This window comes from Pseudomonas sp. CAM1A (assembly GCF_047501685.1).
Classification (GTDB): domain Bacteria; phylum Pseudomonadota; class Gammaproteobacteria; order Pseudomonadales; family Pseudomonadaceae; genus Aquipseudomonas.
The window spans coordinates 74,637-95,651 of sequence record NZ_JBFNXP010000003.1; the positions used below are offsets into that span (position 1 = coordinate 74,637).

Sequence of the window (21,015 nt, forward strand, 5' to 3'; positions counted from 1 at the left end):
TGGGAGCGGGCTTGCCCCGCGATGTTGTTGGATCAGGCCACGACGTTTGCCTGGCCGGCGCTATCGCGGGGCAAGCCCGCTCCCACAAGCCTCGCTTCCAATTTCTACCACTTCGATCACCTGATCCCCCGCCGGTCGTCGCCACAGCACTTCATCTCCAGGCCGTGCCCCCAGCAGCGCCCGCCCCAGCGGCGAGCCCCAGTTGATCAAGCCTTGGGCCGCATCGGCCTGATCCTCGCCCACCAGTTGCACCTGATGCTCCTGGTCATGCTCATCGATGAACCGCACCAGGCTGCCGATCTGCACCTTCTCCGTGGACGTTGCAGCAGGGACAACCTGCGCGCTCTGCACGCGGGCGGTGAAGTAGCGCAGGTCACGCTCGGTATCGGCCAGGCGCTGCTTGTCGGCATCGCCCTCGGCCTGCAGCTCGGCGCGCAATGCATTGAGCGCGGCCACTCGCAGCTGCAACTGCGCCAGGCCGCTGGCGGTGACATGGTTGGGCTGGTCGCTGACCCGGCGCTCGACCGGCTGGCTGGCCTGGGCGGCGGCCTGGTCTTCATTGACGAATGCTCGGCTCATGGTTGGCCTCCTTGTGCTGGAGACCATGGTGGCAGGCTGCGGGTTTCAACAGTTGTCCGTTTGCGACGTCAATTGCGCCGATAGGCGCGTGCGGCACCTTGATCCTTCTCTTGCTGCCAGTCGCGGTCACGCTCGTCCCAATAGCGTTCGCGATACTCGCGCAGGTCTTCGCTGGACTGCATGGCGTGGCACTGGCGAAAGCCGTCGTCCCAGCCGCTTTCGTACTGGCGGTTGTGCAGGTAGCGCGGGACATCCTTGCGAAAGTCGCCGGCCATCAGCCCGGCGGCCTGGCGACCGCTGCTGCAGCCGTCCTGAAAGCCGTCGGCGTAGGCGGGCGGGTAGCCCTGGTTGACCATCTGTTCATGGGTGCTTTCGCAACCCGCCAGCAGCAAGAAACACAAGCCTAACCAGTACCGCGACATGACCACAGGACCCTCGGATTAATACCGCAAAGTCTAGGTCGGGAATTGTTGGCACGATGTCAAAACGCTGTCGAAGGATTGCACCGGGACCGGGGCCGCAAAGCGGCCCAGGTGCTCAATACTGATACCACTTCAACTCCAGCATCACTTCGTTCTGCGCCGTGGCCAGGTGGCTGAACTGGCGTGACGCACTCAATCGCAAGCCCAGGTCGCGGCTGATCTCCCACTGCTGGTTGAGGCTGATGCTGCGCCGCACTTCGCCGTTGGTGAAAAAATCACCCTTGGCCTCCAGCGTCAGGTTACCCAGTGGGTTGCGCCACAACAGCCCGCCATTGAACCCGGCGGCGGGCGAGATGAATTCGGCGAAGTCGTTGTGATGCTCGACCCGCACCGTGCCCAGGGCAAAGCCCAGCAAGTCGTCACCCAGTTGCCAGGTACCGCCGGCGCCGCCGTTGACATGGCTGACCAGCACGTCGTCGTCATGCTTGCCCGGCACGCGTTCCAGGCCGCCCGCGACCTGCCACGACCAAGGCTTGAGCAGATCGTTGCGCGGTGTCAGCGAGCGGATGGTGGCCAGGTCCAGGCGTTGTACCTGCCAGTCGTTGCCCTCGTACTGGCGCAGCTTGAGCTGCAAAATCTCGATTTGCGCGCCGAGGGGGAAACTGTCCATGTTGTCGTTGAGGTCGTGGTAGGCCATGCGCAGGCCATACTCGGCGTAGGCGCGGTCCTCGCGGGTACCCACCCCCAGTTGCCAGGTGCGCGACTGGTGGCCGTCCTCCGGCAGGCCGGGCTGCTCGATCTGCAATGGCGGCGGCGGGTTGCGGTTGATCGCCCTGAGCAGTTCATAGCTGCGGCCGGCCTGGGCCGGGTCGCGTTCCTGGCCATTGGCGCGGTAGCGCTCCAAGCGGTAGGCGGCGTCTTGTACCAGCGCCTGGCGGTCGCGGGGCAGGGCGGTGAAGGAGGGGCTTTGCAACTGCGCGGTGTCGGCGCTGATGGCCAGCACTTGCTGCTTTTCCTCGTGGTCCAGCGGCTCGGCACGGGCCAGCAGTTCGCGTTCGCGGGAAGGGCGGTAGCGCACGTCCGCCACCAGCCCGGACTGCTTCACCGCCTTGACGGTGTCGGTGGGGATGGCGGTCAGCGGGAACTGCGAGGTCAGGTCCAGGCTCGGGCGTGCCACCTGCAACAGCTCCAGCAGGCGATAGGAGCAGTTCTCGTCGAAGAAGAAATAGTCGAACTTGATCTGCTTGAGCTCCCACACGTGCTCGACCATGCGCCCGGTCTCTTCCGGGGTCAGGTCCAGCTGGTACTCCCACAGGTCACGGTTTTCCAGGCTGCGGTATTCGGACAGCTTTTCCTGGTAGGGCATCATCGCGAACAGCCCGGGATAGCCGCCCATCAGGCCTTTCCAGGCATAGAGGATGCTGTTGTCGCTGCCCTCGATGTAGGCGCCGAAGTTGATCGCGTAGCTCAGCAGCGTGGTGTCGTCACGCCGGGTATTGGACTGGTCGATGCGCAGCAGCGTATGGCCGAACATCGACGACGGGCTGTTGAGATAGGCCGCCGGGAAAATCAGCGCCGCGCTGTGCGGGTCGATCGACTTGTACCAGGTATCGAATTCCTGGCAGGCCGGGCTCGGCAGATCGGTGAGGGCCAGCTGCTCGCGTAGCCAGCGGGTCCGTGCCGGGAATACGCATTGGGCGTGCTTGTCGCCCAGGCTGGCCGGGGCATACAGCGCGGCGACCGTGGCCTGCAGCTCCTGGTCCGGGTGATGCGCGCCGTCCTCGGCAAGGAAGAAGCGCGGGTCGTCCACATAGCTGCGCCAACCGCCAAGCTTGGCAGTCTCGTAGTGTCCGATGGCGATCCAGTAGGGCGTGGCCGCCAACTGCTGGACGCGGGCCGGGTCAAGCTGTGGGGCGGCATGAAGTGGTGCGCTGACGATCAGCGCCAGGGGAACGAGGCGTTTGAGCATGTCGGGCAACTACATCCTGATGATGCCGAAAGGTGAAGCGCCAAGCCCGCCCCGCTGCCGGGGCGGGAGGCGTGGTACTCAAGCCTCGGAGGCGTACTTGGCCAGTTGCGGGTCGCTCTTGAGCACGGCCAGGGTGTTGTGGTGGACAGTTTCGGCAGTCACGTCGGCGCTGCTGAAGATCTGTTGGAAGTGCTCGTGAGTGACGGCGGCGAAATGCGCGCGGTCTTCAGGGGCCACACCGAGGACCACGGCATAGGTGGTCAGGGCTTCGCCCTGGCCCTGGGCCATGTCTTCGGAGAGCTCGTTCATCATGCCGTTCATGGCGAACCAGGATTTGCCGCCATAGGTGAGTGCGGCCTTGGTCGAGCAGCCGTTGGTGCCCGAGGTCATGCCGAAGGTTGCGTTGCCGGAGGTGCCGTTGGTGGTGGAGGCCAGGAAGTGGGCCGGCGTGCCGCGCTGGCCCTCGAACAGCAGGTTGCCCCAGCCGCAGTTCGGGCCGCCTGGCGCTTCGGCCATGGCGTTGATCGAGACAGCGGCGAACAGAGTACCCAGAAGAATCCGTTTCATAGCGTTGTTCTCTTTCTCAAGTGACGTACCAATGGTCAGGGTTCTGGCAACGCAGTTGCCAGGGCGGGAGGATTTCCATCCCCCTGCGCAGCTTGGAGTTTAGGCACGATCCAAAGGTTGCGTTGTTTATTGCGAAAAATTGCTTGCGTGATTGCCAGGCTTGGGCTGTGACATAAAGTCCCATGGAGCCTTGCCGCTGCGCGCTGGCAGCGCCAGAATGCTTTTCATCCGCCCCGCCGAAGTAAGGAAACCCAATGCCCGATCCTGTCGCCTCGCGCCTGCGTCTCGCGCCAGAAGCCCTGACCCGGCGTTTCTCCGCTGAACAGTTTGCTTTTTCCAATACCGACGATCTGGAGCCGTTTCGTGGTGTGCTGGGCCAGGAGCGTGCCGTCGAGGCCCTGCAGTTCGGCGTGGCGATGCCGCGCCCCGGTTACAACGTGTATGTAATGGGCGAGCCCGGCACGGGCCGGTTCTCCTTCGTCAAGCGCTACCTCAAGGCCGAAGGCAAGCGCCAGCTCACCCCGGCCGACTGGCTGTACGTCAATAATTTCGAGGACTCCCGCGAGCCGCGCGCGCTGGAACTGCCGGCCGGCAGCGCGCAAGCGTTCCTCAGCGACATGAACGGCTTGATCGACAACCTGTTGGCCACCTTCCCGGCGGTGTTCGAGCACCCTTCCTACCAGCAGAAGAAAAGCGCCATCGACCGCGCCTTCAACCAGCGCTATGACCGCGCACTGGACGTCATCGAGCGCGCCTCGCTGGAGAAGGACGTGGCGCTGTACCGCGACAGCAGCAATGTCGCCTTTACCCCCATGGCCGATGGCAAGGCGCTGGACGAAGCCGAGTTCGCCCAACTGCCGGAGGAATTGCGCGAGCGTTTCCATGAGGACATCGCCGAGCTCGAGGAGCGCCTGAACGAGGAACTCTCCAGCCTGCCGCAATGGAAACGCGAATCGAACAACCAGTTGCGCCAGCTCAACGAGGAAACCATCACTCTCGCCCTGCAGCCGCTGCTGGCGCCGCTGTCGGAAAAGTACGCGGAAAACGCCGCGGTGTGCGCCTACCTGCAATCGCTGCAATTGAACCTGCTGCGCACCGTGGTCGAGCAACTGGTCGATGACAGCAAGACCGACGCGGTGGCGCGCAAGATGCTCGAGGAACAGTACGCGCCCAACCTGGTGGTCGGCCACCCGGGCAAAGGTGGGGCGCCGGTGGTGTTCGAGCCGCACCCGACCTACGACAACCTGTTCGGTCGCATCGAATACAGCACTGACCAGGGTGCGTTGTACACCTCCTATCGCCAGCTTCGCGCCGGTGCGTTGCACCGCGCCAATGGCGGCTTCCTGATTCTTGAAGCCGAGAAGATGCTCGGCGAGCCCTTCGTCTGGGACGCGCTCAAGCGTGCCTTGCAGTCGCGCAAGCTGAAGATGGAGTCGCCGCTGGGCGAACTGGGCCGTGTCGCCACCGTGAGCCTGACGCCGCAGGTGATCCCGCTCAGCGTCAAGCTGGTGATTATCGGCTCGCGCCAGCTGTATTACGCGCTGCAGGACCATGACCCGGACTTCCAGGAGATGTTCCGGGTGCTGGTGGACTTCGATGAAGACATGCCCATGGTCGACGAGAACCTGGAGCAGTTCGCCCAGTTGCTGCGTACCCGTACCAACGAGGAAGGCATGGCGCCGCTGACCAGCGATGCGGTGGCGCGCCTGGCCACCTACAGCGCGCGCCTGGCCGAGAACCAGTCGCGCTTGTCGGCGCGAATCGGCGACCTGTTCCAGCTGGTCAGCGAGGCAGACTTCATCCGCCAGTTGGCCAGCGAGAGCATGACCGACGCCGGCCACATCGAGCGGGCGCTCAAGGCCAAGGCCCAGCGCACCGGGCGGGTGTCGCAGCGGGTGCTCGACGACATGCTCGCCGGGATCATCCTGATCGACACCGAAGGCGCGGCGATCGGCAAGTGCAACGGCCTGACCGTCCTTGAAGTGGGCGATTCGGCGTTCGGCATGCCAGCGCGCATCTCTGCCACCGTCTACCCGGGCGGCAGTGGCATCGTCGACATCGAGCGCGAGGTCAACCTGGGGCAGCCGATCCACTCCAAGGGGGTGATGATCCTCACCGGCTACCTGGGCAGCCGCTATGCCCAGGAGTTCCCCCTGGCGATCTCGGCGAGCATCGCGCTGGAGCAGTCCTACGGCTACGTCGATGGCGACAGCGCCTCGCTGGGGGAGGCGTGCACGCTGATCTCGGCGTTGTCGCGTACCCCGCTCAAGCAGTGTTTTGCCATTACCGGCTCGATCAACCAGTTTGGCGAAGTGCAGGCGGTCGGTGGGGTCAACGAGAAGATCGAAGGCTTCTTCCGTCTTTGCGAAGCCCGTGGCCTGACCGGTGAACAAGGGGTGATCATCCCGCGTGCCAACGTCGCCACGCTGATGCTCGACGAGCGGGTGGTGCAGGCGGTCGAAGCCGGTCGTTTCCACGTCTATGCCGTCAGCCAGGCCGACGAAGCCTTGAGCCTGCTGGTTGGCGAGGAGGCCGGCGAGATGGATGACAAGGGCGAATTCGCCGAGGGCAGCGTCAACGCCCGGGTGGTCGAGCGTCTGCGGGTGATTGCCGAAATGATCAGCGAGGAAGAAATCAAGGAAGCCGAGAAAGAGCGCCTGGAGGAGGTTATCGCCCAGGCCAAGCCCGCTTAAGTCAATAAACCGGCGCTGGCGGCGAAGTGCTACCGTTCAGCGCCAGTTTTCCAACTTTTCTTGCGGCTCGGCTACAGTGGAACTTAAGGACGTTGTCAGGGTTCAGGATGGAAACAGCCTGATGGTTTCAGGCTGAACAAGGCTTTACAGAGGGGACGCCGCCATGCGCAACCTCAGCCTCACCCGCCAGTGCCTGGGCCTGGTGACCCGCATCGAATGCAGCATCCGCCCACTGGCCGGCGACAACGGCATGTGGACCTTGCTGTTCGCCGCCGGCATGGCCGGAGAACAACCTTCGGCGATCAAGGCCCAGGGCCCGTTTCACGGGCCGATGGTGGCCGAATCGGTGATGAACGCCATTGTCGACAGCCTCACCCTGCATGGCTATCAGGTCGCTGAAGATCCGCAGATCTGGTGCCTGCACCTGCAAGCGCAGTTGCGCCGGATCAACGGTGAACGTTGCCGGAACCTTGGGGATTATCAGTTCCATCCCGAAACCTGACCCCATGATCTCATCGCCAGTAAGCTGCCACACATCCAACCTGTGGGAGCCGGCTTGCCGGCGATAGGGTATCGAGGATATATCGGGCCTGCGGCAACTGACCGCAGGCTTTTGCTGTCACAGGTGGCTGGCTATACTCGCGCTCGCTTTTCCAGTCACTTCAGAGTCCCCTATTGTCCATGGAACGTATCCTCGAAAACGCGATGTATGCCTCGCGCTGGCTGCTCGCCCCGATCTACTTCGGCCTCTCGCTGGGCCTGCTGGCATTGGCCTTGAAGTTCTTCCAGGAAATCATCCATGTCCTGCCCAATGTCTTCACCCTCGCCGAAGCCGACCTGATCCTGGTGATCCTGTCGCTGATCGACATGTCGCTGGTCGGCGGCCTGCTGGTGATGGTGATGATCTCCGGCTACGAGAACTTCGTCTCGCAGCTGGACATCGACGAGAGCAAGGAAAAGCTCAATTGGCTGGGCAAGATGGATTCCTCGTCGCTGAAGATGAAGGTCGCCGCGTCGATCGTCGCCATCTCCTCGATCCACCTGCTGCGGGTGTTCATGGATGCGCAGAACATCTCCACCGACTACCTGATGTGGTACGTGATCATCCACATGACCTTCGTCATTTCGGCGTTCGTCATGGGTTACCTGGATCGCATCACCAAGCACTGATTCGTCTGCTCGCATCGCGGGCTTGCCCCGCGATGCTTTTCAATTCCTGACGGACGGTGGCTTGTACTTTCAGCAGGCCTGTACAAAAAATGAGCACTCATGCGTGGTTCCCGCAGCGAGGTACGCCCATGAACCTGCATCAGCTCAATACCGAGGCCAGGGCTGGCCATGTCGACGAACTCAACCTGATCGCCATCGAAGGCGGTGATTACCTGCTCGAAGCCCGGGTCAAGGGCCGCGCCCACCCACTCGATGACCCGCGTGGTCAACGCTTGCGCGTGCATTCGGTCGAGGATGCGCGGCTGCTTCTGCAATCGATCCCCCTGCTGTCGCTGAACCTGGTGCACTGGTCCGTGCAGGACGAGATGTGTGGCATGGGCACGCACCCGGAAGAAGACCTCAAAGTACCGATTTCCCAGCGTTCGGCTTGGTAGCTGCTTCACGCGGCGCCAGTGTGCTAGGCTGCTCGCCCTTTTCATCAGGGCGCGGCTGCAGTGCGCCCTCAAGCGGAGCACGCCAATGTCCGAACTCAACCTGTCCACCGACGAATCCCGCGTCAGCTACGGCATCGGCCGTCAGCTGGGTGGCCAGCTGCGCGACAACCCGCCACCAGGCGTCAACCTGAACGCCATCGTCGCCGGCCTGACCGACGCCTTCCATGGCGCCGACAGCCGCGTCAGCGAAGAAGACCTGTCGGCCGCCTTCAAGGTCATCCGCGAAGTGATGCAGGCCGAAGCCGCAGCCAAGGCTGAAGCCGCCGCTGCCGCTGGCAAGGAATTCCTGGCAGACAACGCCAAGCGCGAAGGCATCGTGACCCTGGCCTCGGGCCTGCAGTACGAAGTGCTGACCGCAGGCGAAGGCGCCAAGCCGTCCCGCGAAGACAATGTGCGTACTCACTACCACGGCACCCTGATCGACGGCACCGTGTTCGACAGCTCCTACGATCGTGGCCAGCCTGCCGAATTCCCGGTTGGCGGCGTGATCGCCGGCTGGACCGAGGCTCTGCAACTGATGAACGCCGGCAGCAAATGGCGCCTGTACGTGCCGAGCGAGCTGGCCTACGGCGCCCAAGGCGTCGGTAGCATCCCGCCGCACAGCACTCTGGTGTTCGACGTCGAGCTGCTCGACGTTCTGTAATACCGTCGGGGCCGCTTTGCGGCCCATTCGCGGGCAAGCCCGCTCCCACAGGAACAGCACAAGACCTGAGGTCGTTGCGATCAGTGTGGGAGCCGGCTGGCCGGCGATGAGGGCAGACCTGCTAAATTCAGTTCCAATCCGTTCCTCCCGGGCGCAACGCCCGCGCATAGCAGAACAGGAACAGGTTCCTCACCAGTTCCTTGAGCACTCCCGGCTCACTCGAATTCAGGCCCATAAGGTCCAGGTCGCCCTGGTCGCGCAGTTCATCAAGCGCGTCTTCCTCGAGCACGGCGCAGACTTCGCCAGTCTCGCGATGCAGGATGCGCAGGTAAGGGTGGGGGCGGTCGAGCCAGGCGTCGATCAGATAGGTCATGGCTACTCTCCTTGGATAGCGGTTCCAATGAGAATAATTCTTATTATCAAAATAGCAAGGGACTATTGGAAGAATTCTTCCGAATGGTCCCGGCGATCCTGTTGCAGGATCTGTCAGGGCCGCCCGTTGGGCAGCCCCGAGGGGCAGGCGATCAGACCTTGCGCACGAACTCGGACTTGAGTTTCATCGCGCCGATGCCGTCGATCTTGCAGTCGATGTCGTGGTCGCCGTCGCACAGGCGGATGTTCTTGACCTTGGTACCGACCTTGACCACCAGGGACGAACCTTTGACCTTGAGGTCCTTGATCACGGTGACAGTGTCGCCGTCCTGCAGGACGTTGCCGACCGAATCCTTTTTCACCACGTCGTCGCTGGCGGCTTCGGCTTCGCCGTTGGCCGACCACTCGTGGGCGCATTCGGGGCAGATCAGTTGGGTGCCATCCTCATAGGTGTATTCGGAGTTGCATTGAGGGCAGGGTGGCAGAGTGCTCACGGCGTTTCCTTTCAAGTACAGGCGGATAAAGGCGCACATTGTATAGGGTTTAGTGATTTCCTGCACAAAAGCATCGCGGGGCAAGTCGCATCGGCGCACCGCCGCTCCCACGCCATGATGTGTGCTGGCGTGGGAGCGGCGGTGCGCCGATGCGACTTGCCCCGCGATAGGGGTGATGCGATGTATCAGTGCGTACGCGCTACGGCAAACTCGCTCAGCTCGACCAGGGCATCCCGGTACTCGCTGGCCGGCAGCACTTCCAGGCAGGCGATGGCGCGGGCGACGTAGTCGCGGGCCATCTGCGCGGTGTACTCCAGGGCGCCGGATGCCTCGACGGCGATGCGGATCTGCTCCAGGTCCTCCAGGCCACCCTTCTGGATCGCCTGGCGCACCAGCGCGGCCTGCTCCGGGGTGCCTTCGCGCATGGTGTAGATCAGCGGCAGGGTCGGTTTGCCTTCGGCCAGGTCGTCGCCGACGTTCTTGCCCAAGGTCTCGGAGTCGCCTTTATAGTCCAGCAGGTCGTCGACCAGCTGGAAGGCCACGCCCAGGTGGTCGCCGAAGGTGCGCAGGGCTTCGCGCTGCGCGTCGGTGGCGCCGGCCAGCGCCGCAGCGCTGTGGGTCGAGGCTTCGAACAGCATCGCGGTCTTGCCGCGGATCACGTCCATGTAGATTTCCTCGGTGGTGCTGGCATCACGCACGCGCGACAGCTGCAGCACTTCACCTTCGGCGATCACCCGGGTGGCCTTGGAGAGGATCTGCATGACCGGCATTGAGCCCAGTTCGACCATCATCTCGAACGAGCGCGAATAGAGGAAGTCGCCCACCAGCACGCTCGGCGCGTTGCCCCACAGGGCGTTGGCGGTGGAGCGGCCACGGCGCATGCCGGACATGTCGACCACGTCGTCGTGCAGCAGGGTGGCGGTGTGCAGGAACTCGATGGTCGCCGCCAGCAGGCGCAGGTCGTCGCCCTCGCGGCCCAGGGCCTTGCCGCACAGCAGCACCAGCAGCGGGCGCAGGCGTTTGCCGCCGGCGGAGGTGATATAGTCGCCGATCTTCGATACCAGCGGCACGCGCGAGGTCAGCTGCTTCTTGATGATCTCGTCGACGGCGCTGAAGTCATCAGCTACCGCGCGGTAGAAGGTTTGGGGTTGCATCGGCTGCTCCATTGAGGTTGCGCGGCATGCTAGGTCGCAGGTATCGGTGTGTCAAGGCGCGGTGGCCGTGGCCCCGGGCCGGTACTTGCAAGCATTTATGGGGTTGCGTACAATCGCGCACCCTAACTTCCTGGGCAGCACCTGCCTTACGCAATTGCGCCGGGCCGTTCCAGCCCTGTGCAGCCATGCCAGCCAATACTCATCATATAAAGCGCTGGGTGAGCAGGATTATCGGAGAAATACCATGTCTTACGCAGTAATCGTTACCGGCGGCAAGCAGTACAAAGTCGCTGAAGGTGAATTCCTCAAGATCGAAAAACTGGAAGTCGCCACTGGCGAATCCGTGACCTTCGATCGCGTTCTGCTGGTCGCCAACGGTGAAGAAGTCACCATCGGTGCTCCAGTTGTTGCTGGTGCTAAAGTAGTGGCCGAAGTCGTTTCGCAAGGCCGTCACGACAAGGTTCGCATCATCAAGTTCCGTCGTCGTAAGCACCACATGAAGCGCATGGGCCACCGCCAGTGGTTCACCGAAATCAAAATCACCGGTATCCAGGCTTAATCGCCCCGATCCCCTGAATTTATTGGAGAATTGAACCATGGCTCACAAGAAGGCTGGTGGTAGTACTCGTAACGGTCGCGACTCAGAATCGAAACGCCTTGGCGTGAAGATGTATGGCGGTCAGGTCATCAAGCCTGGCAACATCATCGTCCGTCAGCGCGGCACCGAATTCCACGCTGGCTACGGCGTTGGCATGGGCAAGGATCACACCCTGTTCGCCAAGATCGAAGGCGTGATCAAGTTCGAGAAGAAAGGCGAGTTCATGCGCCGTTACGTGAGCATCGTCGCCGCTTAATCGCGACGTCGCTCCAGAAGCCCCGTCATGCGACGGGGCTTTTTCGTTTGTGGTGAGCCTCTTGCAAAGCTGTTTGAATGGGCTGCCGGCGTTGGTTTCTGGTTCGTACGGGGCCGCCGCGCTCATCTTTGCAAGAGCCTCAAGATTTTCTGGTTTTCGACTCGTCGTCCGACGAGAGGCGGTTTTGAATGAAGTTTGTAGACGAAGTATCGATCCGGGTAAAAGCCGGTGACGGCGGCAATGGTTGCATGAGCTTCCGCCGCGAAAAATTCATCGAGAATGGTGGCCCCAACGGCGGTGACGGCGGCGACGGCGGCTCGGTGTACATGGTGGCCGACGAGAACCTCAACACCCTCGTCGATTATCGCTACACCCGTCACCACGAAGCCCAGCGCGGCTCCAACGGCGGCAGCACCGACTGCACCGGCAAGAAAGGCGAGGACCTGTTCCTGCGCGTGCCGGTGGGCACCACCGTGATCGACGCTTCCACCCAGGAAGTGATCGGTGACCTGGTCACCCCGGGCCAGAAACTGATGGTCGCCCAAGGCGGCTGGCACGGCCTGGGCAACACCCGTTTCAAGTCGAGCACCAACCGTGCGCCACGCCAGACCACCCCGGGCAAGCCCGGCGACCAGCGCGACCTGAAGATGGAAATGAAGGTCCTGGCCGACGTCGGTCTGCTGGGCCTGCCGAACGCCGGCAAGAGCACCTTCATCCGCTCGGTCTCGGCCGCCAAGCCGAAAGTTGCCGACTACCCGTTCACCACCCTGGTGCCAAACCTGGGCGTGGTCAGCGTCGACCGTTGGAAGAGCTTCGTCATCGCCGACATCCCCGGCCTGATCGAAGGCGCCTCCGAAGGTGCCGGCCTGGGTATCCGCTTCCTCAAGCACCTGGCCCGTACCCGCGTGCTGCTGCACCTGGTCGACCTGGCGCCGTTGGACGACAGCAGCCCGGCCGACGCCGCCGAAGTGATCATCAACGAGCTGGCGCAGTTCAGCCCGGCGCTGGTCGATCGTGAGCGTTGGTTGGTGCTGAACAAGGCCGACATGATCATGGACGACGAGAAGGATGAGCGCGTCAAGGAAGTGGTCGAGCGCCTGAACTGGGATGGCCCGGTGTACGTGATCTCGGCTATCGCCAAGCAGGGCACCGAGAAACTCAGCCACGACCTGATGCGCTACCTCGAAGACCGCGCCGACCGCCTGGCCAACGACCCGGCCTACGCCGAAGAGCTGGCCGAGCTCGACCAGCGCATCGAAGACGAAGCCCGTGCCCAGTTGCAGGCACTGGACGACGCCCGCACCCTGCGCCGTACCGGCGTCAAGAGCGTGCACGACATCGGCGACGATGACGATTGGGATGATTTCGAGGACGACGAAGACGGCCCGGAAATCATTTACGTGCGCGACTGACCGGTTGCAGTACACTAAACGCCGCTCTCTGGAGCGGCGTTTTTGTATCCAAGGTATCTACAGATTCGACATAGGTTGGAAGAGAAGATGCGAAGCAAGGTGACTGGCGCCAAGCGCTGGGTCGTGAAGATTGGCAGCGCGCTGCTGACCGCCGACGGCAAGGGCCTCGACCGGGGCGCCATGGCGGTCTGGGTCGAGCAGATGGTGGCCCTGCGCGAGGCGGGCGTGGAACTGGTGCTGGTCTCCTCCGGGGCCGTCGCAGCGGGCATGAGCCAGCTGGGCTGGACCACGCGACCGAGCGCGATGAACGAGCTGCAGGCCGCTGCCTCGCTTGGCCAGATGCGCCTGGTGCAGGCCTGGGAGTCGAGCTTCGGCGAGCACGGCAAGCACACCGCGCAGATCCTCCTGACCCACGACGACCTGTCCGACCGCAAGCGTTACCTCAATGCCCGCAGCACCCTGCGCACCCTGGTCGACCTGGGTGTGGTGCCGGTGATCAACGAGAACGACACCGTGGTCACCGACGAGATCCGTTTCGGTGACAACGACACCCTGGCGGCGCTGGTGGCCAACCTGGTGGAAGCCGACCTGCTGGTGATCCTCACCGACCGCGACGGCATGTTCGACGCCGACCCGCGCAACAACCCCGAAGCCCAGCTGATCTACGAAGCCCGTGCCGATGACCCGTCGCTGGACGCCGTGGCGGGCGGTACCGGCGGCGCCCTGGGCCGTGGCGGCATGCAGACCAAGCTGCGCGCCGCGCGCCTGGCCGCCCGCTCCGGTGCGCATACCATCATCATTGGTGGCCGTATCGAGCGCGTGCTCGACCGCCTGAAGGCCGGTGAGCGCCTGGGCACCCTGCTGTCGCCCGAGCGCGGCATGCTCGCCGCGCGCAAACAGTGGCTGGCCGGCCACCTGCAGACCCGTGGCACCCTGGTGCTCGACGACGGCGCGGTGAAAGCCCTGCGCGAATCGAACAAGAGCCTGCTGCCTGTGGGGGTGAAGACCGTGCAGGGCAGCTTCCGCCGTGGCGAGATGGTGGTCTGCGTTGGCCCCGACGGCCTGGAAGTGGCCCGTGGCCTGGCCAACTACAGTGCCCTGGAAGCACAGAAGATCATCGGCCAGCCGTCCGATGCCATTGAGAGCCTGCTGGGCTACAGCGCCGAGCCTGAGCTGGTGCACCGCGACAACCTGGTGTTGGTCTGAAGGAGATGCAAGTGCTTAAAGGATTGATTGCCGCCGCCGCGTTGGTGCTGCCGATGTTGGCCGGGGCCGAGGAAATCGGCCAGGTGTCCACCGTGTTCAAGTTCGTCGGGCCGAATGACCGCATCGTCGTCGAGGCGTTCGACGACCCGAAGGTCGATGGCGTGACCTGCTACCTGTCGCGAGCCAAGACCGGTGGCCTGAAAGGTGGGTTGGGTCTGGCCGAGGACCGTGCCGAGGCGTCGATTGCCTGCCGTCAGGTCGGGCCGATCCACTTCAAGGGTGAATTGAAAGACGGTGAGGAAGTGTTCAAGGAACGCACCTCGCTGGTGTTCAAGACCATGCAGGTGGTGCGTTTTCTCGACAAGAAGCGCAATACGCTGGTGTACCTGGTGTACAGCGACCGCGTGATCGAAGGCAGCCCGCAGAATGCGGTGACGGCGATTCCGATTGTGCCGTGGGCGCAGTGATCACCGGCTGAAACGATCGCGGGGCAAGCCCGCTCCCACGCCATCACATGGATCGGCGTGGGAGCGGGCTTGCCCCGCGATGTTTTACAGGATGGCTCAGGCCAGCTCTTCGGCCTCATCCTCACGCACGATGGCCTTCACCTCGTCGCGACGGCTGATGTATTTCCAGTCTGCCTCGTCGATGTAGATGCCATTCGGCCCGCTACCACCCTCAAGATCGATCGCTACCCGCGCCGACACCTGCGGCTTCACGCTCGCCAGGATCGGCACGAAGCCCAGCTGCTGGCTGGTCTCCAGCAGCGCCGCCTGGTTGCGTTCGTCGATGTCCGCCGCCTCGTCGAGGTAGTACGGCAAGCGAATGCGCCCGGCCAGATCGCGGTCCATCAGGTGCAGCAACAGGTACATGTTGGTCAGCGCCTTGATGGTCATGGTGGTGCCGTTGGACGCGGCGCCATCGATGTCGGCGTGGATCACCGGTTGGCTGTTGATCTTGGTGATCTCGAAGGCCAGTTCGAACAGGTCCTTCAGGCCCAGCTGGTTGTGGTTGGCCGCCACCAGTCGCGCCAGGTATTCCTTGGCCTCTTCGTTCTTGTGATCCTGCTCGGCGCTCTGGGTCAGGTCGAACACCGACAGGGTCTCGCCTTCCTCGTACTGGCCGGCGCTGTGGATGATCTGGTCGATATGCTTGAGCGCTTCCTTGTTCGGTGCCAGCACCACGCGGAAGCTCTCCAGGTTCGACACCTGGCGCTTGTTGATCTCACGGTTGAACAGCGCCAGCTGGTGCTCGAGGCTGTCGTAGTCGCTGCGGATGTTGCGCAGGGTCCGGGCGATGTCGGTGACCGCGGCGCGGCGGGCCTTGGCCAGGGTCAGCGCTTCCTCGGTGCGGTGCGAGTAGGCGTTGATCAACAGCTGCAGGCGGCGCTCCATGTCGTCTTCGCTGTCGAACTTGGCCACGCCTTTCAGGCGCACCTGGGCGTACAGCGCCTCGATCTGGTTGTCCACGCGCTGCAGCGCCTGCCAGCTGTCCTGGTAGTCGTTGAGCAGCGGCAGCAGGTTGTCCATGGAATCGTCGATGGCTTCCATGAACGGTGTGCCGAACGGCAGGTCGGCCGGTAGCAGCTGGCGACGGCGCAGGGCGTCTTCCAGGGTGCGCTGCTTGGCTTCCAGGTCGGCAATCTGCCGGCCTACCAGTTGCAGCTTGGCCGACAGCTGCTGGACGCGCTCGGTGAAGGCGTCGCTGGAGCGCTTGAGCTCGTCCTGGGCGGCTTCCAGCTGGCCCAGCTGCTCCATTTTCTCCGGCTCTTCGGCGGCCAGGGTCTCGGTGCGGCGGAAGTCCTCCAGGGCCTTCTGCGCATCCAGCACCTGCTGGTACAGCGCCTCGGTCTGCGCCTTGCTCGCGGCGCGGTCGAGGGCTACGGCTTGCTGGGTCCTGAGCTGCTTGAGCTCTTTCTCCAGGCGTTCCTTCTGATCGCGCAGGGCGGCGCGGTCGGCCAGGGCCTGCAGCGCGGGCGGGTCGATGTGCGAGATGTCGATGGACAGGCCAGGCACTTCGAAGCGCTCGCCCTTGAAGCGGTCGAGCACGCCCTCCAGGGTTTTCACCCAGACGTCGCTGTCGTCCAGCTCGATGCCACGCTCACCCATCGGCAGGCTGAACAGCGCGCCGTTGAACAGGCGCATCAGGCGGTCGACGTCCTGCTGCGAGAACTCTTCGCGCAGGCGCGCATAGCTGTTGTTGTCGGCGTGGTCGAGCTGCTGCTTGACCGCCTTGACGCGTTTTTCCAGGTCGCGCACGCGCTCGTCGAGGTCTTCGGCGGAGAACTGTCGCGACTGGGCCAGGGCGCCGGCCAGTTCGTCGTGAGCGTCCTTGGCCGCCAGCAGCTGCTGCTCCAGCACCTTGACATCGGTGACCAGGGCGAAGCGGTGCTTGAGCACCGACAGCTCGCCCAGCCAGCGCTGAATGCCGGTGATTTCGCGCTCCAGGCGCATCAGCTCCTGGGTGCCGCCGCGCTGGTCGTTCTGCAGTCGGTCCTGCTCGCCACGGTAGTGCTCGGACTGGATTACCAGCTCTTCCTTGCGCGCCATGGCATATTCCTGCCAGGTGCCCAGCAGGTTGTCGAGCAGCGGCGAAATGCGATGCAGCTTGCCACGCAGAATGTCGCGTTGGGCCACGCCACCGGCCAGGGCCTCGACCAGCGGGCCGGCAGCCACCAGGGCGTTGTAGTCGCCCTCCATGCGGCGCACGTCGCGGAAGGCCTCTTCGCAGGCGGCGATGTAGTCGACGCTGCCCGAACGCAGGCTGTGCTCGAAGGCGTCGAGGAACAGCTGCTTGAGCTTGGCGGCGGTGATCTCGCGCATGTGCAGCAGGTTGATGAACAGGGCGCGGAAGGTCTTCAGGCTCTGCTCGCTGGTCGAGCGCAGCGGGATCAGGGTGAGGTCCAGCGGCACCGAGGTGTGGCCGCCGACCAGCAATCGGCGCAGCTCATCCGGCTTGAGCTCGTAGGCTTTCAGGCCGTGGCGCTCGAGGTTGGTGAACAGCTCCTTCTGGCGCAGGCAGGTGTCGTCTTTCTGGTAGTGGGCCAGGTCCAGCTCGCCTTGGTAGGCGAAGAACTGGTGGCCGAAGCCGCCGCCTGGGCCGCGGCCGACCACGCCGATCACGTGCGGGCCGTGGGGCAGGTTCAGCTCGGTGAGGATGTAGCTGGTGTCGCTGGCGAAGTAGAAGCGCCGCGACTGCTCCAGGCTGTACTTGCCGAAGCTCATGTCGGACATGCGCGCCAGGATCGGGAACTGCAGGGCGTTGATCGACGCCGATTTACCCAGGTTGTTGGCGCCGTAGACCGACAACGGGTGTTCCAAGGGGAACAGGCCGAGGCTGTAGCCGGCGGTGTTGAGCAGTGCGAAGCGGCGGATGCCGTAGCGTTCCTGGCTCATGCGTCAATCTCCTGTTGCTCTTCGCGGATCGCCCGGGCCAGGGCATCCTCTTCGCTTTCCTCGCCGTCGAACGGGGTGAGGTCGAGCGGGTCGTCGGTGCGGTTGAGTTCTTCGGGCGTCTCTTCCACCACCAGCACGGGTACTGGCAGCGGCAGATCGCTGTGCAGGGTGGCGGCCAGGTCGCGGTCCTGCTGGACCGACAGGCAGACGTCGAGGAAGCGGTGCATCGGCGGCAGGAAGCGGTAGATGCCGCCTTCCTCATGGGCAAAGCCGAGCTGGCTCATGCGGCGCATGATCTTTTCTTCCAGCTCGTCGACGGTCTGCACTTCGGCTTGCAGGAACAGGTCGCGGTACTTGTCCAGCAGCGACGGCAGTTCGTCGCGGCCGATGCTGCCACCGTCGAGCACGGCCATCGGGTCGCGGCCCTGGTCGGCGAGGTGCTCGACCAGGATGAAGGTGAACAGCGACAGGCGCTGGGCGGTCTTGTTGACCTGCGCGGCGGCCTGCTCGGGGACGAAGTAGTAGAAGCCGCGGGTATCGCACACCAGCTCGAAGCCCAGGGCCTTGAACAGGGTGCGGTACTGGTCCTGGAAGTTCGACAGCTGGGCGTACAGCTCCGGGTCGCGGCGGCTGACGTGGAAGCCCTTGAACAGTTCGCGGAAGATCGGCGCGAGCTGGGACAGTTCGGAAAGATCAAGATGCATGGGCGGGGCTCGCGGTGGATTCGGTCAGGGTCGCCGGCTTGTTTTCGCGGCTGGAGGTCAGGGCGAAGGAGCGCAGGCTGACCAGGTGTTCGCGGGTGAGGTATTGCTGGCGATCGAGGCGCTCGCGGCTGAAGCGCTTCTCGCGCGACAGGCGCGAGAACCAGTACAGCAGTTCGTCGGTAGCGCCCTCGGGCTCCTGCTCCAGCAGCCAGACCATCAGGTCCGGCAGCGGCAGGGCGTCTTCGCAACGCTCGAGCATTTCCTTGACCGTGCGCGGGGCGCGGGGCAGCGGGCCCTTTTGCGTCTTGTGCGCCTTGGGGAAGCGCGCGGGCTTGGGCTCGAAGCGGGCCAGGGCGTAGACGTAGGCCTCGACCTGGCTGGCGCTGCCGAGGAAGGTGCTCTGCGGGCGGGTGAACATCGGCATGGCCGCCTGCGGCACGGCGTCGATGCCCTTCTTGCGGATCACCGACAGGGCCAGCGCCGCGCCGCGGGTCACGGCGTTGTGCCGGCGCGCCTCTTCACGCAGCGGCAGCAGCAGCTCGCGGGCGTGGCGCAAGGTCAGCTGGGCGCTGGTCTGCATCTCGAGGATGCGCGCGTGGGTGCGCAGCAGCATGTCGTCGTCGACCAGGTGGCCCAGGCGCGCCTGCTCGCCCAAAAGGCGCAGCAGCACGGTCTCGACCTTGCGCACGCCCTGCTCGAAGGCGCCGTCGGCGTTGACCAGCTGGATCATCGGCTCGACGTATTCGTCCCAGGTCGCCAGCACTTCGGCGTAGCGCTGGCGCAGGGGGATCTGGCGGTTGCTGGTCTTGGCCCGCTCGGCCACGGCCACCAGCGCCTGTTCGTCGTTGTCGAGCTTCTTCAGCACATCGCGCACGCGCATGTCGAGCAGACGCAGCTGGCGCGCCAGGTCGTCGCTGTCGCGGTTGTCGAAGGCGTCCTGGATATGCCCGGCCAGGCGCTCCAGGTGGCGCAGGTAGGCTTCGATCTCCAGGCACAGGCCCAGCCGGTGTTCGCGGCGCAGGTAGGCGAGGAAGTCGTGGATCTGCGCGTTGAGCTCGAAGCGGTTCGGGCTCTTGGCCACCGGGACCAGGATGTCCAGGCGAATCCACACGTCGAGCAGCTGGGTGATGTCCTGCGGGGTGCTTTCCACCTGCTGGCGGGCCAGCTGCTGGCGCAGCTCGACCAGGCTCAGGGTGCCCTGGTCGAAGCGCTCGCACAGCGGCTCGATCAAGGCCCAGTGTTCGGCTAGGGCGCGCAGGACGCGCTTGGGTTCGATCATTGGCGGGTCGACTCGTTGCCAAATAAAAGCGGCGATTGTACTGCATCCGGGGGGGAGGATTTCACCCCTTGGTCTGTTATGGGGATAACCCTGATCCGTTTGGGGGATTCACCGGCCATCGCGGGGCAAGTCGGGGCGCCGAACCGCCGCTCCCACGCCCTAATGCAGGCGTGGGAGCGGGCTTGCCCCGCGATGGCCGATATTCTGTTGCGGCGCATCCAGGTCAACGGCGTTAGAATGCCCGACTGTTTCGACTATCCCCGGATACCCGCGCCTTGCTGATCGAGTCCCGCCGCCGCGCCTACCTGTCCGCCATGCAAGTGGTGCACTGGCTGCCGCGCGCCGAACTGCCTTTCGCCGCGCCGTCGCGGCCAGAGCTGCTGTTACCGGTGGCGCCGGTCGAGGACGTCGACTTCGAGGTGCGTCCGGCCGCTCCCGTGCCTGCGCCGAGCGCCACCCCGGCGGCTCCTCAGGCGCGTGCCGAGCGGCCGAAGATCGAGATCCCGCGTCCGGGCAGCGCGCCAAAACCAGCCGCCAAGCCGGTCGAGGCCGAGCAGGAGGCCCCCGCGCCACGCCCGGCGCCGGTACCGCCGCCACGCTTCGCCCTGCAGTTGCTGCGCGCTGGCAGTTGCCTGCTGCTGGTCGAGCTGGCCACCGGCCAGCCGTTCCAGAGTCGCGACCCGTCGTACCTGCTGCTCAAGGACATGCTGCGCGCCGCTGGCCTGCCGGACGCCCCGCAGATCATTGGCGAGCCGGTGCGTTGGCCGCTGCTGATGCGCGGCAATATGGACCAGGGCCCGGACGCCGCCCGGGACTTCGTCCAGGGTTTCATCGCCGCGCGCCTGGAAGAAGCGCCGTGTACCTGTCTGTGGCTGCTCGGCTTGCCGGCCATCCGCTTCGCCGGCCAGGCCGATGCCGAAGCCTACTACCAAGAACTCAAGGTCGACCTGCTCGGCGATGCCTGGGCCTTGCCCGGCCTTGAACTGTTGATGGACGAGCCGCAGCGCAAGGCGGACGTCTGGAAAGCCATGCGCCAGCTGATGGCGCGCTGGAAACGCGTTGAATGAGTGACTCGATCAGTTTCCGCCCGGCGACCGAGGCGGACCTGGATACCCTGCTGAAGATCGAATATGCCGCCTTCAGCCATCCCTGGACCCGCGGCATCTTCCAGGATGCGCTGAAATCCTACGAAGTGTGGCTGATGTTCGACGGCCAGCAGCAGGTCGGCCATGGCGTGATCAATGTGATCATCGACGAGGCGCACCTGCTCAACATCACCGTCAAACCGGAGAACCAGGGCTGTGGCCTGGGTCTGCGCCTGCTCGAACACCTGATGGCCCGGGCCTATCAGCTCAATGGCCGTGAGTGTTTCCTGGAAGTGCGTGCCAGCAACCAGTCGGCCTATCGCTTGTACGAGCGCTATGGCTTCAATGAAGTCGGCCGGCGCCGTGACTACTACCCGATGGCGGGTGGGCGGGAGGATGCCCTGGTGATGGCCTGTACGTTGCTCGAAGACTGACTTCGCACGCTGTCTTGTATTGGGGCCGCTACGCGCCCCATCGCTGGCAAGCCAGCTCCCACAGCGATGGCACTTGGCTTGAAGGCGGC

General features: G+C 64.2%; 22 protein-coding genes. 12 read left to right on the forward strand and 10 right to left on the reverse strand.

Features of this window, described 5'->3' with window-relative positions; genetic code table 11:
* Positions 1–60: 60 nt before the first annotated feature.
* The 4 genes from ABZO33_RS08705 to ABZO33_RS08720 all read right to left on the reverse strand — a co-directional run bounded on the left by ABZO33_RS08705 (position 61) and on the right by ABZO33_RS08720 (position 3,537).
* The gene (locus tag ABZO33_RS08705; RefSeq protein ID WP_414535730.1) at positions 61–579 is read right to left on the reverse strand and encodes a GreA/GreB family elongation factor; all 519 of its coding nucleotides are present in this window, start codon (positions 577–579) and stop codon (positions 61–63) included.
* A 68-nt stretch (positions 580–647) separates the two neighbouring features.
* Positions 648–1,001, reverse strand: a complete 354-nt coding sequence (locus tag ABZO33_RS08710) for a hypothetical protein (RefSeq protein WP_414535731.1) — start codon at positions 999–1,001, stop codon at positions 648–650.
* Between the two features lie 115 nt (positions 1,002–1,116).
* Positions 1,117–2,970 (reverse strand): DUF4105 domain-containing protein, encoded by a 1,854-nt coding sequence (locus tag ABZO33_RS08715; RefSeq protein WP_414535732.1) that lies wholly within the window; start codon positions 2,968–2,970, stop codon positions 1,117–1,119.
* A gap of 78 nt (positions 2,971–3,048) precedes the next feature.
* Positions 3,049–3,537: a DUF3015 domain-containing protein gene (locus tag ABZO33_RS08720; protein ID WP_414535733.1), complete on the reverse strand. Its 489-nt coding sequence runs from the start codon at positions 3,535–3,537 to the stop codon at positions 3,049–3,051.
* A gap of 254 nt (positions 3,538–3,791) precedes the next feature.
* Between ABZO33_RS08720 and ABZO33_RS08725 the strand changes: the two genes are divergently transcribed.
* The 5 genes from ABZO33_RS08725 to ABZO33_RS08745 all read left to right on the forward strand — a co-directional run bounded on the left by ABZO33_RS08725 (position 3,792) and on the right by ABZO33_RS08745 (position 8,537).
* On the forward strand, positions 3,792–6,230 hold the full coding sequence (locus ABZO33_RS08725) for a Lon protease family protein (RefSeq protein WP_414535734.1): 2,439 nt from the start codon (positions 3,792–3,794) through the stop codon (positions 6,228–6,230).
* A gap of 163 nt (positions 6,231–6,393) precedes the next feature.
* Positions 6,394–6,732, forward strand: coding sequence for a hypothetical protein (locus ABZO33_RS08730; RefSeq protein WP_023631147.1), 339 nt, complete (start codon positions 6,394–6,396; stop codon positions 6,730–6,732).
* 179 nt (positions 6,733–6,911) lie between these two features.
* On the forward strand, positions 6,912–7,400 hold the full coding sequence (locus ABZO33_RS08735; protein ID WP_023631146.1) for a TIGR00645 family protein: 489 nt from the start codon (positions 6,912–6,914) through the stop codon (positions 7,398–7,400).
* 128 nt (positions 7,401–7,528) lie between these two features.
* Positions 7,529–7,834: a DUF6482 family protein gene (locus ABZO33_RS08740; protein WP_046857188.1), complete on the forward strand. Its 306-nt coding sequence runs from the start codon at positions 7,529–7,531 to the stop codon at positions 7,832–7,834.
* 85 nt (positions 7,835–7,919) lie between these two features.
* Positions 7,920–8,537: an FKBP-type peptidyl-prolyl cis-trans isomerase gene (locus ABZO33_RS08745; protein ID WP_414535735.1), complete on the forward strand. Its 618-nt coding sequence runs from the start codon at positions 7,920–7,922 to the stop codon at positions 8,535–8,537.
* A gap of 127 nt (positions 8,538–8,664) precedes the next feature.
* Here ABZO33_RS08745 and ABZO33_RS08750 read toward each other — a convergent pair whose 3' ends face one another.
* The 3 genes from ABZO33_RS08750 to ABZO33_RS08760 form a co-directional block, all read right to left on the reverse strand.
* On the reverse strand, positions 8,665–8,910 hold the full coding sequence (locus tag ABZO33_RS08750) for a hypothetical protein (protein ID WP_038707330.1): 246 nt from the start codon (positions 8,908–8,910) through the stop codon (positions 8,665–8,667).
* Positions 8,911–9,061: 151 nt separating this feature from the next.
* Positions 9,062–9,403, reverse strand: a complete 342-nt coding sequence (locus ABZO33_RS08755) for a zinc ribbon domain-containing protein YjdM (protein WP_046857186.1) — start codon at positions 9,401–9,403, stop codon at positions 9,062–9,064.
* A 185-nt stretch (positions 9,404–9,588) separates the two neighbouring features.
* Positions 9,589–10,557 (reverse strand): polyprenyl synthetase family protein, encoded by a 969-nt coding sequence (locus tag ABZO33_RS08760; protein ID WP_414535736.1) that lies wholly within the window; start codon positions 10,555–10,557, stop codon positions 9,589–9,591.
* A 244-nt stretch (positions 10,558–10,801) separates the two neighbouring features.
* On the opposite strand from ABZO33_RS08760, the gene rplU reads away from it, so the two are divergent.
* The 5 genes from rplU (at position 10,802) to ABZO33_RS08785 (ending at position 14,496) form a co-directional block, all read left to right on the forward strand.
* Positions 10,802–11,116 (forward strand): 50S ribosomal protein L21, encoded by a 315-nt coding sequence (gene rplU / locus ABZO33_RS08765; protein ID WP_003247466.1) that lies wholly within the window; start codon positions 10,802–10,804, stop codon positions 11,114–11,116.
* Positions 11,117–11,153: 37 nt separating this feature from the next.
* A complete protein-coding gene (gene rpmA / locus ABZO33_RS08770) occupies positions 11,154–11,411 on the forward strand; it encodes a 50S ribosomal protein L27 (RefSeq protein ID WP_003247464.1) in 258 nt (85 codons plus the stop codon).
* Positions 11,412–11,599: 188 nt separating this feature from the next.
* A complete protein-coding gene (cgtA, locus tag ABZO33_RS08775) occupies positions 11,600–12,823 on the forward strand; it encodes an Obg family GTPase CgtA (RefSeq protein WP_414535737.1) in 1,224 nt (407 codons plus the stop codon).
* Positions 12,824–12,910: 87 nt separating this feature from the next.
* Positions 12,911–14,029, forward strand: coding sequence for a glutamate 5-kinase (proB, locus tag ABZO33_RS08780; protein WP_279888510.1), 1,119 nt, complete (start codon positions 12,911–12,913; stop codon positions 14,027–14,029).
* Positions 14,030–14,034: 5 nt separating this feature from the next.
* A complete protein-coding gene (locus ABZO33_RS08785) occupies positions 14,035–14,496 on the forward strand; it encodes a CreA family protein (RefSeq protein WP_414535738.1) in 462 nt (153 codons plus the stop codon).
* Between the two features lie 96 nt (positions 14,497–14,592).
* On the opposite strand, the gene mksF is transcribed toward ABZO33_RS08785, so the two are convergent.
* From mksF to mksB, 3 genes are read right to left on the reverse strand one after another with little or no spacing between them, the layout of a single operon-like run.
* Entirely contained in the window at positions 14,593–17,424 is a 2,832-nt protein-coding gene (gene mksF / locus ABZO33_RS08790) for an Mks condensin complex protein MksF (RefSeq protein WP_414535739.1), read from the reverse strand.
* Positions 17,421–18,128 carry an Mks condensin complex protein MksE gene (gene mksE / locus ABZO33_RS08795; protein WP_046857180.1) on the reverse strand — a complete coding sequence of 236 codons (708 nt, stop codon included), beginning with the start codon at positions 18,126–18,128 and terminating at the stop codon, positions 17,421–17,423. The genes mksF and mksE overlap by 4 nt, the downstream gene beginning before the upstream one ends.
* On the reverse strand, positions 18,118–19,407 hold the full coding sequence (mksB, locus tag ABZO33_RS08800; protein WP_414535740.1) for an Mks condensin complex protein MksB: 1,290 nt from the start codon (positions 19,405–19,407) through the stop codon (positions 18,118–18,120). Before mksB ends, mksE begins: the two co-directional genes overlap by 11 nt.
* Positions 19,408–19,682: 275 nt before the next feature.
* Here mksB and ABZO33_RS08805 point away from each other — a divergent pair, with 275 nt between their 5' ends.
* The gene (locus tag ABZO33_RS08805) at positions 19,683–20,474 is read left to right on the forward strand and encodes an energy transducer TonB (RefSeq protein ID WP_414535741.1); all 792 of its coding nucleotides are present in this window, start codon (positions 19,683–19,685) and stop codon (positions 20,472–20,474) included.
* Complete coding sequence (gene rimI, locus ABZO33_RS08810; protein ID WP_046857177.1) at positions 20,471–20,926, forward strand: ribosomal protein S18-alanine N-acetyltransferase; 456 nt, start codon at positions 20,471–20,473, stop codon at positions 20,924–20,926. Before ABZO33_RS08805 ends, rimI begins: the two co-directional genes overlap by 4 nt.
* Positions 20,927–21,015: the final 89 nt, after the last annotated feature.

What these genes read in the sequence shown, in the direction of transcription:
- rpmA (WP_003247464.1), top strand. Translation starts at nt 11,154, where the DNA reads ATGGCTCACAAGAAGGCTGGTGGTAGTACTCGTAACGGTCGCGACTCA.
- ABZO33_RS08710 (WP_414535731.1), bottom strand. Translation starts at nt 1,001, where the DNA reads ATGTCGCGGTACTGGTTAGGCTTGTGTTTCTTGCTGCTGGCGGGTTGC.
- rimI (WP_046857177.1), top strand. Translation starts at nt 20,471, where the DNA reads ATGAGTGACTCGATCAGTTTCCGCCCGGCGACCGAGGCGGACCTGGAT.
- proB (WP_279888510.1), top strand. Translation starts at nt 12,911, where the DNA reads ATGCGAAGCAAGGTGACTGGCGCCAAGCGCTGGGTCGTGAAGATTGGC.
- mksF (WP_414535739.1), bottom strand. Translation starts at nt 17,424, where the DNA reads ATGAGCCAGGAACGCTACGGCATCCGCCGCTTCGCACTGCTCAACACC.
- ABZO33_RS08745 (WP_414535735.1), top strand. Translation starts at nt 7,920, where the DNA reads ATGTCCGAACTCAACCTGTCCACCGACGAATCCCGCGTCAGCTACGGC.
- mksB (WP_414535740.1), bottom strand. Translation starts at nt 19,407, where the DNA reads ATGATCGAACCCAAGCGCGTCCTGCGCGCCCTAGCCGAACACTGGGCC.
- ABZO33_RS08760 (WP_414535736.1), bottom strand. Translation starts at nt 10,557, where the DNA reads ATGCAACCCCAAACCTTCTACCGCGCGGTAGCTGATGACTTCAGCGCC.
- ABZO33_RS08730 (WP_023631147.1), top strand. Translation starts at nt 6,394, where the DNA reads ATGCGCAACCTCAGCCTCACCCGCCAGTGCCTGGGCCTGGTGACCCGC.
- ABZO33_RS08785 (WP_414535738.1), top strand. Translation starts at nt 14,035, where the DNA reads ATGCAAGTGCTTAAAGGATTGATTGCCGCCGCCGCGTTGGTGCTGCCG.
- rplU (WP_003247466.1), top strand. Translation starts at nt 10,802, where the DNA reads ATGTCTTACGCAGTAATCGTTACCGGCGGCAAGCAGTACAAAGTCGCT.
- ABZO33_RS08750 (WP_038707330.1), bottom strand. Translation starts at nt 8,910, where the DNA reads ATGACCTATCTGATCGACGCCTGGCTCGACCGCCCCCACCCTTACCTG.
- ABZO33_RS08735 (WP_023631146.1), top strand. Translation starts at nt 6,912, where the DNA reads ATGGAACGTATCCTCGAAAACGCGATGTATGCCTCGCGCTGGCTGCTC.
- ABZO33_RS08705 (WP_414535730.1), bottom strand. Translation starts at nt 579, where the DNA reads ATGAGCCGAGCATTCGTCAATGAAGACCAGGCCGCCGCCCAGGCCAGC.
- ABZO33_RS08720 (WP_414535733.1), bottom strand. Translation starts at nt 3,537, where the DNA reads ATGAAACGGATTCTTCTGGGTACTCTGTTCGCCGCTGTCTCGATCAAC.
- ABZO33_RS08740 (WP_046857188.1), top strand. Translation starts at nt 7,529, where the DNA reads ATGAACCTGCATCAGCTCAATACCGAGGCCAGGGCTGGCCATGTCGAC.
- mksE (WP_046857180.1), bottom strand. Translation starts at nt 18,128, where the DNA reads ATGCATCTTGATCTTTCCGAACTGTCCCAGCTCGCGCCGATCTTCCGC.
- ABZO33_RS08715 (WP_414535732.1), bottom strand. Translation starts at nt 2,970, where the DNA reads ATGCTCAAACGCCTCGTTCCCCTGGCGCTGATCGTCAGCGCACCACTT.
- cgtA (WP_414535737.1), top strand. Translation starts at nt 11,600, where the DNA reads ATGAAGTTTGTAGACGAAGTATCGATCCGGGTAAAAGCCGGTGACGGC.
- ABZO33_RS08725 (WP_414535734.1), top strand. Translation starts at nt 3,792, where the DNA reads ATGCCCGATCCTGTCGCCTCGCGCCTGCGTCTCGCGCCAGAAGCCCTG.